We start from the raw sequence: 14,258 nt of genomic DNA on the forward strand, positions 1-14,258 counted from the left end.
GGCAAGCGACCGGTTTATTCGTATGTCACCAGCCTGCGCTGATCGTCCATACCCATAGATACCAGCAACGGATCGCTTGACTGGCGCGACTGAAAATCCGCCTTCCCCTTCAGATCGCGCCATCCGCATGCAATCAACGCCTGCGCCACGGGTGCGCCCAGCGTCGTGCCGGGCCCCAAAATGGCAATCTTGTCCGGGCAATATTCCTGCGCGGCGACTTGCACGGCGCGGGTGAAATCATAGGGACGGTTAATCTGCGCGCCGAGCGTATAATCGTAGATAGCAGCCGGATCGAATGCCTTTGGCGACCAGATTTTTCCTGTGCCGTCAATCGCAGGAACCGCACCCTGGTCAAATGCCGCAACCGGATTGGCCGCCCTAGCCATCGGTACGATATGATCCAGCAAGGGCGAATGGAAGGCGGCGTGATAGTTCAGCTTCAGCGGAAAGCGATCATCCTTTGGGAGCCGATCCATCAGCCATTTGAGGCCCGCATCGTCGGCTGCAAACACGATCATCGCGCCGAGGCGGATCGAAACATAGATTTTGCGCGCGGCAGCCCCTGCTTCGGCAATCACCTCTGCAACTATAGCCGCTTTTGCCGGATCGATCCGCCAGTCGGCATCGGCCAATGACCAGACAAGTTGTCCACCCTGCCCGTTTTCGTGCATCAACCCGCCCATATTGTTGACGAGCCGGGCACCGGCATCAAGATCGACCACGCCGGCGCAGGCAAGCGCCAGATACCAGCCCATCGAATTGCCCGTCACCGCAACCACTTCAAAGCGCTCACGGTCGATCGCGGCAAAATCTGCCAATGCGCAAGCATAGATAAGAAGCGACGCATTATCGCCGGGCATATGCAGCGACGGGCTGTATTTCTCTGCCCCGTCGAGTTGCGAAATGGTCGGTTGGCCTTGCGATGCGCGATAGGCATCGAGCCGGGCAACAAGTTCACCACCGCCGCCATGGTGGCGCCGCAAATAGCCTAATTCAGATGCGTTATAGGTTCCGCGACCGGGACAAACGACGAGCAGTTTCTCTTTCATTTGCCTGCCGCCTTCAGTGCAGCCTCAATGATCGTCGCCTTGCTGGGCAAGGTCAACTCGGCTGCAGGGCCAAGCGCGATGAAGCAGTCGTCGGCGGTCAGGCGGCTGGTATCATTCCCCCGGCCTGCCTCAGCAAGGATGGTCATCAGTTTTTCCGACGGGCTGCCCGCGCGGCGGCATTCGTCAACGATCAGGATATTCTTTGCCGGGGCAACCGCTGCGACGATTTCTGCCTCATTAAGCGGATGCAACCAGCGCAGATCGATAATGCGCAGATCGATGCCCTGGGCACGCAACTCTGCCTCTGCCTGACGGCTTAAATAATAACCATTTCCATAGCTTATGATCGCAAGTTCGGTGCCGTTACCATGCATTCCGATCTGGCCCAAACCGATCTGCTTCGCATCAGAAGGCGCGACATAATCTGCCGTCCATCCGCCATCGCCGGTGAGCAGATCGGTTGTGTGATAAAGGGCGATCGGTTCAACAAACACGATCACGCGGCCATCCTCATGCGCCAGACGCACACATTCGCGCAGCATCGCCGGGGCATCGGCGGCGCAGCTTGGCACGGCGACAATGATACCCGGAATATCGGTCAGCACCGCAAGGCTGTTGTCATTGTGGAAATGGCCGCCAAAGCCCTTCTGGTAAGGCAGCCCGGCGATCCGGACGACCATCGGGTTGCGATACTGCTGGTTGGAAAAGAAACTGAGCGTCGCTGCCTCTCCGCGGATCTGATCCTCGGCATTGTGCAGATAGGCAAGGAACTGGATTTCAGGGACGGGGACAAAGCCATTATGCCCCATGCCGATGGCAAGGCCGAGGATGGTCTGTTCGTCCAGCAATGTATCAAAAACCCGCGCCGCGCCGAATTTTTCCTGCAACCCCTGCGTTACGCCATAAACGCCGCCCTTGCGGGCGATGTCCTCGCCAAACAGCGCGACATTGGGATAGCGCAGCATCAGGTCAGCCAACGCAAAATTGATCGATTTGGCCAACGTCACCGGCTTGGCAAGGTTGCGCAAGTCCTTGGCGAACAGCGCATCCCGGTCTGCCGACGCGGGAAGTGCAGGCGATGGCTGCGCGGCGGTTTCCGGCTCGATCGGCGCCATCACCTCTTCCCGGGTGGTCAGTTTGGGTTTGGACAGTGCCTCAAGCGCGACCCGTTCCACCTGTTGCCGCATCGCCTCATAGCGATCGACAATTTCCTCCCGGCTCAATCCGCCATGCTGAATCAGGGCACGGGCGCTGTGCAGCAGCGGGTCTTGCGCTTCATTGGCCTCAATCGTTTCCAATGCGGCATAGCTTGCTTCCACGTCAGCGCCGGCATGACCCATCAGGCGCACCGTGCGCATATGAAGAAAGACCGGCTTCCGCCGGCTGCGGGCGTAGCTGATCGCCTCTTCACAACCGCGCATCGCATCGAGCATGTCGACGCCGTCGCACTGGATATATTTCAATGCAGGGCGGTGCGCAAAATTCGCTTCGACCCAGCCACCGGGTGTGCGGACTGAAATGCCGATGCCATTATCCTCGCAAAGGAAAACCAGCGGCATGGGGAGATGCTGATAGGCCGCCCAACAGGCACTGTTGATCGCGCCTTGCGCGGTGGAATGGTTGGACGACGCATCCCCGAACGAACAGAGAATCACCGCATCGTCGGGCAGCGACGCATCGCCAAGCCGAAGCCGCTGCGCCATGCCGATGCTGTGCGCAGCGCCAACGGCCTTGGGCAGGTGCGAGGCGATTGTGCTGGTTTGCGGTGGCACAAAGCTGTGGGCGCAGCCCAATACCTTGTGTCGTCCTCCCGAAATCGGATCGTCGGCAGAGGCCGCAAAACTGAGCGCCATATCATAAAGCGGAGTCAGCCCCCCCGCCTGCTTCTTCCGCTGGATCAGGAAGGCCGCGTCACGATAGTGGAGAAAAGCCATATCGCTGGTTCTGCTTGTCGCAGCGAGCGCCGCTGTACCTTCATGGCCCGAACTGCCGATCGAATAGAAAGTCTTGCCCTTCGATCGGCGCGCCCAAAGGTCAAGATGGCGCGACATGATCTGACTGTCGAACAGGTCGACAAGAATATGCGCCGCGGGAATCGGTACATTCTGGTTGCTGCGCGCCGCGGGCAGATCGCCCGCCAAAACGCGCCGGCCAAAGGCTTCATCTATGATCGTTGGTCGGTCAAACATATCCGCCGATTAAGCGGAAAAAGGTTCAGATGAAACCAAAATCCCGAGGGCGTCAGCCCACAACAACCGCACCTGCCCCGACCAGCGCTTCGACCGCGTCATCGGAAAGCCCCGCCTCGGCCAGCACCGCCGCATAGTCACCGCCGCAAGTCGCAATCACAAATTCCGAAGCCTGGGATTGCGTGGCAAGGCGTGGCGCGATTTGCGGGTGCAGCCATCGGCCATCCTGCAGCATAGCCTTGCGTTCGGCATTTACGGGATGCGAAGCAGCCTCGACATAATCGAGAACCGGAGTGACGCAGGCATCGGTTAATGCGAAGATCGCCTCCCATTCGTCGCGGGTTTTTGATGCGAAGGCTTCTTCGAGCATCTGATGCTGCTGCGACCATTTCGAAGGATCATGTTGGCCACCAAAGGCGTCCTTGTCGATCGGCAGTCGCTCCATCATCGCTGCAAAAAATTGCGGTTCAATGCAGCCAACAGCCATATATTTGCCGTCGCTGGTCGCATAGCAGCGGTAAAAGGGCATGGCCCCGTCCAACAGGTTCGCGTCGCGTTCGTTACGCCAACGGCCAAGCCCTGCCATGCCATGGACAAAGCTCATCAGGCTATGCGTACCATCGATGATCGCGGCATCGACAATATTGCCTTTACCCGTCACCCCGCGCTCGACCAGCGCGGCGAGAATACCGGTCACAAGGAACATCGTGCCACCGCCAAAGTCGCCGACCATATTCAAGGGCGGCACCGGTGGTTCGCCTGCCTTGCCGATGGAGTTCAAAACGCCGGTCATGCTGATATAGTTGATGTCGTGACCCGCCATCTTGCTCCACGGGCCGGTCTGCCCCCAACCGGTCATCCGGCCATAGATCAGCTTGGGATTGACGGCATGGCAGGCATCGGGGCCGATGCCCATCCGCTCGGTCACGCCGGGGCGCAGGCCTTCGATCAGTACATCCGCATTTGCGACCATTTTCAGCAGAGCTTCAACGGCTTCCGTCTTTTTAAGGTCGAGCATGATTGACCGCTTGCCACGGCCATCAACAGCCTTTGGCATTGCAGGCCCTGGACGATCGACAACGATCACATCGGCACCCATATCGGCAAGCAACTGCCCCGCATAAGGGCCCGGGCCAATTCCAGCCAGTTCGATGACCTTGATCCCGTTCAGCGGACCCTGCCGTGCGCTCATGCTAACTCTCCGTTTAATCGTCTAATTAAACGGGCATATCGGCAAGCTTGAGGGGTCGCAAGCCCTTTGCACGGATGAGAGTTTAACGGTTCCGCCGTCCTTCGATCAGGCTGTCAACCACGCTGGGATCTGCCAGTGTCGACGTATCGCCCAACGCGCCGAACTCATTCTCCGCAATTTTGCGCAAAATCCGCCGCATGATTTTGCCCGAGCGGGTCTTGGGCAAAGCAGGGGTGAAGTGGATATGATCGGGCGAAGCTATCGGGCCGATTTCCTGCCGCACTTGCATCCGCAACTCGCCTTCCAATTCGGCGCTCGGCTCTTCGCCTGCATTGAGCGTGACATAGCAATAAATGCCCTGCCCCTTGATCTCGTGCGGGAAGCCGACGACTGCGGCTTCGGCGACCCTGTCATGCAGCACCAACGCGCTTTCGACCTCGGCTGTGCCCATACGGTGGCCGGAGACGTTGATAACGTCGTCCACGCGGCCAGTGATCCACCAATAGCCATCACCATCGCGGCGGCAGCCATCGCCGGTGAAATATTTGCCTTTATAGGTGGAGAAATAGGTCTGCACGAACCGCTCATGGTCGCCATAGACGGTGCGCGCCTGCCCGGGCCAGCTATGGGTGATGCACAAATTACCCGACACATCGCCGCGTTGATCCCCCTCTTCGGCAATGACACCGCCTTCGGCATCCACAAGCTGCGGCCGGATGCCGAAAAAGGGACGGCCGGCGCTTCCAGGTTTCATGCCATGTGCCCCCGGCAGCGTGGTGATCATCGTGCCCCCGGTTTCGGTCTGCCACCAGGTGTCGACAATTGGCAATTTCCCTTCGCCCACTGTCGCATGATACCAGCGCCACGCCTCCGGATTGATGGGTTCGCCTACCGTACCGAGCAGGCGGAGCGACTTGCGACTGCGAGCCTGCACCGGCGCTTCGCCATCGCGCATCAACGCGCGCAGCGCCGTGGGTGCGGTGTAGAAGATGTTCACCTGATGCCGGTCTACAATATCCCAGAAACGGCCATTGTCGGGATAGCTTGGAATGCCCTCGAAGATCAGACTGGTCGCGCCGTTTTGCAGCGGCCCGTAAACGACATAGCTGTGCCCTGTGACCCAGCCGATGTCGGCCGAGCAGAAGAAGACTTCTCCAGGCTGATAATCGAAAACATAATGGAAGGTGGTCGCCGTCCATACCGAATAGCCGCCGGTCGTATGGAGCACACCCTTCGGCTTTCCAGTGGAGCCGGAAGTGTAGAGAATGAACAGCGGGTCTTCTGCGTTCATCGGCTCGCACGGGCAGTCAGCCGGCACATCCGCTGCATATTCATGATATAAATGGTCACGATGCGGCCGCATATTCACTTCATCGCCGCTGTGCGCGATCACCAACACGCCTTCGACACCATCGACCTTTTCGAGCGCGGCATCGACATTGGCCTTTAGCGGCACATGCTTTCCGCCGCGCAGGCCGGCATCGGCGCAGATCACGAAACGGCTCGCGCAATCCTCGATCCGGCCGGCAAGCGCTTCAGGAGAGAAACCGCCGAACACAACCGAATGCACCGCGCCAATCCGCGCGCAGGCCAGCATCGCGACCGCGCCTTCGACGATCATCGGCATGTAGATGGTGACCCTGTCACCCTTTGCCACGCCCATTTTCTTGAGCGTATTGGCCATGCGGATCACTTCGACCTGAAGCTCTGCATAGCTGATCTTGCGCGTCGGGCTTGACGGTTCGTCGGGTTCAAAGATGAAGGCAATCGCATCGCCCTTACCCGCGGCGACATGGCGGTCGACCGAGTTGTGGCACAAGTTGAGGACGCCATCTTCATACCATTTGATCGATACCGGATCATAGGACCAATTGCCTATGCGCGTGGGCGCGGTCGACCAGTCGATGCGCTTGGCTTGCTCGCTCCAGAAGGCGTCGGGGTCGGTTATGCTGGCTGCATAAAGCCGGTCATAGTCGGCGGCGCTGCAGTGCGTCGTACGCTTTGCAGCCTCGGGTATCGGAAACCAGTCCTGATGCTCGCTCACTTGCTCTCTCCCGGAATGCGGCATATCTTCTGGCAAGGCTTTGCTGGAGTAAGCGCGGTGATTCAAGGGTAAAGAGCGAAGAGCACGAGCGATCTACATTGTGTTACCCCCTACTTGATCGGGGGGGCATGGTCTGACATCTCGGTTTACACCTTCGCCTTAGACCATAGATTCCCGCTTTCGCGGGAACAACAATCCCTGATGCTCTCAAGGAATACCCCATGCCCAAGCTTGAAAACAAATCCGCCCTTGTCACCGGGGGCGCCCGCGGGATCGGCGAAGCCATCGCCCATGTGTTTGCCCGCGAAGGGGCGCATGTGATCGTTGCCGATGTCGACGCCGAAAACGGGCGGAAAGTCGCCGACAAGATCGGAGGCAGTTTCTTCGAACTCGACGTGTCTTCGGAAGCCGACTGGCACAGGCTTGCCGCATCATATCCGACCATCGACATAGTGGTGAACAATGCCGGAATTACCGGTTTTGAAGATGGGCCTGCCCCGCACGATCCCGAACATGCGAGCCTTGCCGAATGGCACAGGGTCCATGCTGTAAACCTTGATGGTACCTTTCTCGGCTGCCGCTATGCGATCGGCGCCATGAAAGCGAAAGGCGAAGGCGCGATCATCAACATGTCGTCGCGCTCTGGCCTTGTCGGCATATCCGGGGCGGCCGCCTATGCCTCATCCAAGGCGGCGATCCGGAACCATAGCAAGTCGGTCGCGCTTTACTGCGCGCAGCAAGGCTGGCGTATCCGGTGCAATTCGATTCATCCTGCCGCGATCCTGACCCCGATGTGGGAAGCGCTGATCGGCAATGGCCCCGATCGCGAAAAGCGGATGGCCGCGATGGTATCAGACACACCGCTCAAGCGTTTCGGCACGGTCGAAGAGGTTGCGGCGCTGGCGCTGCTCCTCGCATCAGACGATGCCACCTATATGACGGGCAGTGAACTGCACCTTGATGGCGGATTGCTCGCCGGAAGCGTGGCCTCACCGGGAGACTAGACTAGTCCACATCCTCGACCGACACGGCTTCACCTGTCACGCGCTGGGCAAGCGCGGCAGCGATGAAATCATCAAGGTCGCCGTCGAGCACATCGGCCGGGGTCGGGCTGGTCACGCCTGTGCGCAAATCCTTCACCATCTGATAGGGCTGAAGGACATAGGAACGGATCTGGTGGCCCCAACCGATATCGGTCTTTGCCGCATGTTCGGCGCTCGCCGCTTCCTCACGCTTGCGCATTTCGGCTTCGAACAGCCGCGCCTTCAACATGCCCATCGCAATTTCGCGGTTCTTGTGCTGGCTGCGGTCAACCTGGCTGGCGACGACAATTCCCGACGGCGCGTGCGTGATGCGAACGGCGGAGTCTGTGGTGTTAACGTGCTGCCCACCAGCGCCCGATGCGCGATAGGTGTCGATCTTGAGGTCGGCCGGGTTGATATCGATTTCGAAACTGTCATCGATCACCGGATAGACCCAGACCGAGCTGAACGAGGTGTGCCGCCGCGCAGATGAATCATAGGGCGATATGCGAACCAGCCGGTGGACGCCGCTCTCGGTCTTGGCGTAGCCATATGCATTCTCGCCTTTGACCATGATCGTCGCCGATTTGATGCCGGCGGTGTCACCTGCCTGATATTCGATAGTATCAACCTTATAGCCGCGCTGTTCGGCCCAGCGGCTGTACATGCGAAACAGCATTTCGGCCCAATCCTGGCTTTCGGTTCCCCCAGCGCCAGCATGGATTTCAATAAAGGTGTCGAGCGGATCAGCCTCGCCCGACAGCAAGGCGGATACCTTGTCCTTGTCAGCCCTGTCAGCAAGCGCCTTGAGCGATGCCACACCTTCATCGGCAAGGCCTTCATCGCCTTCCATCTCAGCAAGCTCGATCAGTTCAACGGTTCCGCTTTTATCTGCGTCGATTTCCTTGACGGTCGAAATGGCAGCATCAAGGCGGCGTCGTTCGCGCATCACCTCTTCGGCCTTCTTCGGATTGTCCCACAGCTTGGGATCCTCGACGCGCGCGTTCAATTCATCAAGGCGGCGCAGCGCACGATCCCAGTCGAGCGACATCTTGACGAGATTAAGGGCGGCGTCGATCCGTTCGACCAGGGATTGCGCATCGGCGCGCATGGGGAAACTCCAATTTCAGGCTTGATGTCAGGCTGCGGCCTTTAGCGGAAAGCGTTGGCAAGTCAAAGCGGGCCAAACACAAATTCACCCGCGCCGCGTCACCTCTGCCCATAAACCGGCTCCGCCCATCTGTGCCGTCATGCCGCCCAATATCCCGGACCAATAGGCGTCATTGCCATGGTCTGAACGCCAGTCGACCAATGGCCCGGTAAGCTTGTGGAGATCATATTCGCGGGTAAAGCCGATTGCACCATGGACCTGATGGGCAATGCTCGCCGCCACCCCGATCGCCTTGTTCATGCGCAGCTTGGCACAGGCAACCTCGAAAAGGGCGACGTCGAAATCACCATTGGCACGATCAAGCGCTGCTGCTGCGGCCGCACCGGCAACATTGACCGCGGCTGCCTCGGTCGCGAATATTGCCAGCACCTGCTGCACCGCCTGAAACTTACCCAGCGGCTTTCCAAACTGCTGGCGGGTGTTCACATAATCGATGCTCATCGCCAACGCAGCATCAAGCGCGCCAGCGGCCTGCGCAACGCGGATGAACGCGCCTTGCGGGCGGGTAATGTCCCCGCCAACAATCAGTTCGCCAACAGGCAAATGCGGCACTTTCGCTCCCGCTATCCGAAGCACGGCAAAGGCATCGCCCCAGTCGCCGCCAAAATCGGCCGTCAGCAATTGTCCGAAACCCGCCGCTTCGACAGGGGCCATGCCCCCGCTGGCGGCTTCGGCGAAAACCGCCTCTGCCGTATCGCACAAAAGGCTGCGCTGCTCGCTCATGCCAAAACCCTCATCTCAAACCCAGCCCCCGCGCAATGATCCCGCGGATGATTTCGCGCGTGCCGCCGCGCAGTGAAAAGCTGGGCGCCGAGATCAGCAGTGATCGCATCAATTTTGCAAGGTCATCCTGCCGGGTTGAGGGGCAATCGACCAAAGCTTGCACGCGCTGCGGCAGGGCTTGCTCGAAACTATTACCTAGATCCTTCACCATCGAGGCTTCGACCATCGGGTCCTCACCCGCCGCCAATTTTGCGGCAGTAGACATAGACATCTGCCGCAACGTCCACAGTTCAGCGGTCAATTCGCCGATCAGGGTGCGCAATTCCGGATCGGGATCAGTCCCTGCCGCGTCGATCAGTGCGGTCATCAACACATGGCTCGACAAATAACGTTCAGGGCCAGACCGTTCGAGTGCCAGTTCGGCAGTCGCCTGCGTCCAACCCTGCCCGCGCGTGCCGATAAGTGCCCATTCGGGCAACAGCACATCGTCAAAGAACACTTCGTTGAAATGATGTTCGCCTGACATGTCGATAATCGGGCGAATGGTGACGCCGGGCGCATCCATCGGGATCAGGAATTGCGAAAGGCCGGCATTGCGTTCGCTGCCTTCCTCGCTGCGCACCAGCGCGAGCATGACATGACTGAGATGCGCACCCGAGGTCCAGATCTTCTGCCCCGAAATCCGCCAGCCTTCAGTCGTCAGCCGCGCCGTCGAGCGGACAGAGGCCAGATCCGATCCAGCGCCGGGTTCAGAAAGACCGATGCAGGCATAGAGTTCACCGGCACACATTCCGGGCAGATAGCGTGCCTTGGCTTCGTCGCTGCCATAGCGCAGGATCAGCGGGGCCGTTTGCCGGTCGGCAATCCAATGTGCGCCCACCGGTGCCCCGGCAGCCAACAATTCTTCAATAACCACATAGCGTTCAAGCGGATGGCGATCATGCCCACCAACGTCTTTCGGCAAGGTCATGCCAAGAAAACCAGCTGCACCCAACGCCTTTGAAAAATCAGGGTCGCTGATCAACCAGCAATTGGGGACGCCTAGCTTTACGGCATGAGCGCCAAGAAAAGCACGAATATCCGCCCGCAATGTGGTAACATCGCCCGGCAGATCGAAAGGGAATATAGTAAAGCTTTGTTGCATCAAGATCAGCCATGCCAGCGGCGCAGGGGCTGTGCAAGATGGTGAACTCGCATAATGCAAATGTGATACTAAGGAGAACCGATGCCGCATTCATCCAGCCCCGATATCGACGCCATTCGTGGCCTGATCGATGCACGGGGTGAACTGTCGCTTCGTGTCGTGCCCGGTGCGCGCGTCGAACGCGCCGCTATCGAAAACGGAATGCTAAAGATCTGGACCCGCACCGCAGCCGAAGACGGCCGGGCAAACAGGGCCGTGCTTTTGCAAATTGCTGAGCTACTCGACCTGCCAATTCGCAATATTGAACTGTTGAGCGGCGCGACCAGCCGGCAAAAGCGGGTCGCTATCCGTCTCTAGTTGCGGTAGCTGGGATCGATCCGGTCCAATTTGCGCAGCAAAGCAGGCCAAGCAAGCCCTTGCGCCAACATCGCCATACCGCCCGCAGGCGACTGGGTTTCGACTTTCCCTTCCACGCCCTGCGGCGGCGTGTGGAGGTTTTCACGACCGGCCGACAGCATCTTCACCTGTGCGTCACAGGCGCGTTCAAGAAAATAGAGCCGCAGGAAGCAGTCCGCGACACTTTGGCCGACCGCCAATGTGCCATGGTTACGCAGGATCATCGCATGCTTGTCGCCAAGATCCTCTACCAACCGTTCGCGTTCATCAAGGTCGGTCGCGATGCCTTCATATTCGTGATAGGCAACATTGTGTTTCGCGATCATCGCGGTCTGTGTGTGCGGCAAAAGCCCCTCTGCCATCGCGCTGACGGCCTGACCCGCAGGGGTGTGCAGATGCATCACGGCATGGGCATCATCGCGGGCCATGTGGATGGCGCTATGGATGGTGAAGCCAGCAGGGTTCACCGGATGTGCCGTCGGAACCACCGGTTGGCCTTCGACATCAATCTTGACCAACGACGAGGCAGTGATTTCCTCAAACATCATGTCATAGGGGTTGATCAGGAAATGATGTTCTGGCCCCGGCACGCGAGCGGAAAGATGGGTAAAGATCAGATCATCCCAGCCATAATAAGCAACCAGCCGGTAGGCAGCGGCAAGATCAACGCGCACCGCCCATTCTTCCTCGCTTACCGCGCCGCGAATATGGTCATCATTGGCAGCGTTCGCAGTGTTCATCATTACCGACATGTCTCTCTCCTGAGATTTCCCATCATCATTGACCGCTTTTGCAACGGTTTCAACGGATTTTCAAAAACCGATCAGTCCGCAAAAGGATCGCGCACCAAAATGGTATCCTCCCGCTCGGGCGAAGTGCTGACCAGCGCCACAGGCGTTTCGATAAGCTCCTGGATACGCTGAACATATTTGATCGCCTGCGCCGGCAGATCGGCCCAGCTGCGTGCACCAGCAGTGGTTTCCTGCCAGCCGGGCATTTCTTCGTAAATCGGCTCGACATTCGCCTGATCGGCAGCATGGCTGGGCAGATAATCCAGTATTTTGCCGTTGAGGCGGTAACCGGTGCAGATGCGGATTGTTTCAAACCCGTCGAGGACGTCAAGCTTCGTCAGCGCGATACCGGTGACACCCGATACCGCGCAGCTCTGCCGCACGATCACCGCATCGAACCAACCGCAGCGCCGCTTGCGCCCGGTGACGGTGCCGAATTCATGTCCACGTTCGCCAAGACGTTGGCCGATTTCATCTTCCAACTCGGTCGGGAACGGCCCCGATCCGACACGGGTGGTATAGGCCTTGACGATACCGAGAACGAAGCCCGTTGCATTGGGGCCCAGACCCGATCCAGATGCGGCAGTCCCGCTGACCGTGTTGGAGCTGGTGACAAAGGGATAGGTGCCATGATCGACATCGAGAAGCACACCCTGTGCACCTTCAAACAATATGCGTGCACCCGCCTTGCGCACCTTTTTCAGGCGGCGCCATACAGGCTGGGCATATTGCAGCACAAAGGGCGCGATTTCGCGCAGGTCGCGGAGCAGGCGCTCACGATCAACTGGCGGCTCGCCAAAGCCTGCACGTAAAGCATCATGGTGCGCGCACAGGCGGTCCAGTTGCGCATCTAGCGCATCAAGATGCGCCAGATCGCAAACGCGGATCGCGCGGCGACCGACCTTGTCTTCATAGGCAGGGCCGATGCCCCGGCCTGTTGTACCGATCTTGCCCGAACCAGCGGCGGTTTCGCGCAGCCCATCCAGATCGCGGTGGATTGGCAGGATCAGCGGGCAATTGTCTGCAATCGCAAAGTTTTCGGTGTTGATAGCAACGCCCTGCCCTTCAAGCTTTTCAATCTCGCTCTTCAGATGCCAAGGATCGAGCACCACGCCATTGCCAATAATCGATAGCGTGCCGGTTACGATGCCGGATGGCAACAAGGAGAGTTTGTAGGTCTGGTCGCCGACGACCAGCGTATGACCGGCATTATGGCCACCTTGGAAACGAACGACTGCGTCCGCGCGGCTCGCCAGCCAGTCGACAATCTTGCCCTTGCCCTCGTCGCCCCATTGCGCGCCGATTACGGTAACATTTGCCATGTGATTTTCCCTTTGGGGATCGGGGACAATTGCACCCCGTTGGCCTTTTTCTGCACAGAAGGAAATTTCTGCGAAGGGATTCGCCTTACGTCCCGTTATGAAAATGGACGCACCTCGTCCACCCAAAATAAGACGCGAAGGAATGATGATGCGAAACTGGATCGTGGCAGCGGCAAGCGTCGCAATCTTGGCTGGCGCAGTGCAAGCCCAGCGCGGCGCCGAGCGGTTGAGCAGAGAATGCCGCCAGCAAATTATCGAACTGTGCGGCCAGGAGCGCGGCAAATTACGCGAATGCCTGCAGGACAAATCATCGGCATTGCCGGAAAACTGCTCGGCGGAAATTCGTGCCCGGGTTCAGGCGCGCATGGGTGACGGCCAAACAAACGCCCCCGCGCAGGATGGGCAGCGATTGGCCGCATTGGGCGGCGTCGAACAAAGCTATGGCGACAATCCATTGCAACGGCTGGATTTCTACAAGGCCAAGACAAACAAGATCCGGGCACCGCTGATCGTCTTTGTCCATGGCGGCGGCTGGAAACGGGGCGATAAACGCAACGCCACCGGAAGCGACAAGATCACCCATTACACAGGACGCGGCTATCATTTCACCTCCATCAATTATCGGCTCGTGCCCGCCGCCAGCGTTGAGCAGCAAGCGGCAGACGTGGCGGCCGCACTTGCCCATCTTTCGAAAAATGCTGTGAAAATGGGCATCGACCCATCGCGGATAGTGCTAATGGGGCATAGTGCCGGCGCGCATCTATCAGCGCTGGTCGGCAGTGATCCAAAATATCTGCGCGCCGCCGGGCATGATCTCGGATTGCTTGCCGGGGTTGTTCCAATTGACGGTGCTGCATATGATGTACCTGCTCAAATGGCCGACGGCGCGAAAATCATGCAGGACACATATGCCGACGCCTTTGGGACAGATCCCGCGCGTCAAAAGGCACTGTCGCCCTATTGGCACGCAGATGGGCCGAATGCGAAGGCGTTCCTGATTCTCCATGTCGAGCGGGCCGACGGCAAGCGGCAGTCGGAAGCATTAGCTAAGGCACTGCGCAAGGGTGGCGCCGACGTGCAGCTTGAAGCCTTTTCCGGAAAGGGGATGCGCGGCCATGCCGAGATCAACCGTAAATTGGGCGACCCTGATTATCCGGCCACGCCCGTGGTCGACGCCTGGTTGGAACAGCTTTTCGATAAATGAGTTGCGGCAGC

The 14,258-nt window shown here is 59.0% G+C and carries 12 protein-coding genes; 3 read left to right on the forward strand and 9 right to left on the reverse strand.

Features of this window, described 5'->3' with window-relative positions; all coding sequences use genetic code 11:
* Positions 1–14 precede the first annotated feature (14 nt).
* The 4 genes from RSE16_12820 to acs form a co-directional block, all read right to left on the reverse strand.
* Positions 15–1,049, reverse strand: coding sequence for an ACP S-malonyltransferase (locus tag RSE16_12820; GenBank protein WRH75574.1), 1,035 nt, complete (start codon positions 1,047–1,049; stop codon positions 15–17).
* The gene (locus RSE16_12825) at positions 1,046–3,238 is read right to left on the reverse strand and encodes a thiamine pyrophosphate-dependent enzyme (protein ID WRH75575.1); all 2,193 of its coding nucleotides are present in this window, start codon (positions 3,236–3,238) and stop codon (positions 1,046–1,048) included. Before RSE16_12825 ends, RSE16_12820 begins: the two co-directional genes overlap by 4 nt.
* Before the next feature lie 52 nt (positions 3,239–3,290).
* Complete coding sequence (locus tag RSE16_12830; GenBank protein ID WRH75576.1) at positions 3,291–4,430, reverse strand: CaiB/BaiF CoA-transferase family protein; 1,140 nt, start codon at positions 4,428–4,430, stop codon at positions 3,291–3,293.
* Positions 4,431–4,512: 82 nt separating this feature from the next.
* Positions 4,513–6,474, reverse strand: coding sequence for an acetate--CoA ligase (acs, locus tag RSE16_12835; GenBank protein WRH75577.1), 1,962 nt, complete (start codon positions 6,472–6,474; stop codon positions 4,513–4,515).
* 221 nt (positions 6,475–6,695) lie between these two features.
* Here acs and RSE16_12840 point away from each other — a divergent pair, with 221 nt between their 5' ends.
* Complete coding sequence (locus tag RSE16_12840) at positions 6,696–7,478, forward strand: SDR family oxidoreductase (GenBank protein WRH75578.1); 783 nt, start codon at positions 6,696–6,698, stop codon at positions 7,476–7,478.
* A 1-nt stretch (position 7,479) separates the two neighbouring features.
* Here RSE16_12840 and prfB read toward each other — a convergent pair whose 3' ends face one another.
* From prfB to RSE16_12855, 3 genes are all read right to left on the reverse strand, one after another.
* Positions 7,480–8,607, reverse strand: coding sequence for a peptide chain release factor 2 (gene prfB / locus RSE16_12845; protein ID WRH75579.1), 1,128 nt, complete (start codon positions 8,605–8,607; stop codon positions 7,480–7,482).
* Positions 8,608–8,691: 84 nt separating this feature from the next.
* Complete coding sequence (locus RSE16_12850; protein ID WRH75580.1) at positions 8,692–9,390, reverse strand: acyl-CoA dehydrogenase family protein; 699 nt, start codon at positions 9,388–9,390, stop codon at positions 8,692–8,694.
* A gap of 10 nt (positions 9,391–9,400) precedes the next feature.
* Positions 9,401–10,534: an acyl-CoA dehydrogenase family protein gene (locus RSE16_12855; protein ID WRH75581.1), complete on the reverse strand. Its 1,134-nt coding sequence runs from the start codon at positions 10,532–10,534 to the stop codon at positions 9,401–9,403.
* An 81-nt stretch (positions 10,535–10,615) separates the two neighbouring features.
* Between RSE16_12855 and RSE16_12860 the strand changes: the two genes are divergently transcribed.
* Complete coding sequence (locus RSE16_12860) at positions 10,616–10,891, forward strand: DUF167 domain-containing protein (protein WRH75582.1); 276 nt, start codon at positions 10,616–10,618, stop codon at positions 10,889–10,891.
* Here the strand turns inward: RSE16_12860 and RSE16_12865 are convergent.
* The gene (locus tag RSE16_12865) at positions 10,888–11,682 is read right to left on the reverse strand and encodes a class II aldolase/adducin family protein (protein WRH75583.1); all 795 of its coding nucleotides are present in this window, start codon (positions 11,680–11,682) and stop codon (positions 10,888–10,890) included. The genes RSE16_12860 and RSE16_12865 overlap by 4 nt on opposite strands.
* A 71-nt stretch (positions 11,683–11,753) precedes the next feature.
* The gene (locus RSE16_12870) at positions 11,754–13,043 is read right to left on the reverse strand and encodes an adenylosuccinate synthase (protein ID WRH75584.1); all 1,290 of its coding nucleotides are present in this window, start codon (positions 13,041–13,043) and stop codon (positions 11,754–11,756) included.
* Between the two features lie 142 nt (positions 13,044–13,185).
* On the opposite strand from RSE16_12870, the gene RSE16_12875 reads away from it, so the two are divergent.
* Entirely contained in the window at positions 13,186–14,247 is a 1,062-nt protein-coding gene (locus RSE16_12875) for an alpha/beta hydrolase (GenBank protein WRH75585.1), read from the forward strand.
* Positions 14,248–14,258 lie beyond the last annotated feature (11 nt).

It is taken from the genome of Sphingobium sp., from assembly GCA_035196065.1.
In the GTDB taxonomy this organism is placed as follows: domain Bacteria; phylum Pseudomonadota; class Alphaproteobacteria; order Sphingomonadales; family Sphingomonadaceae; genus Sphingorhabdus_B; species Sphingorhabdus_B rara.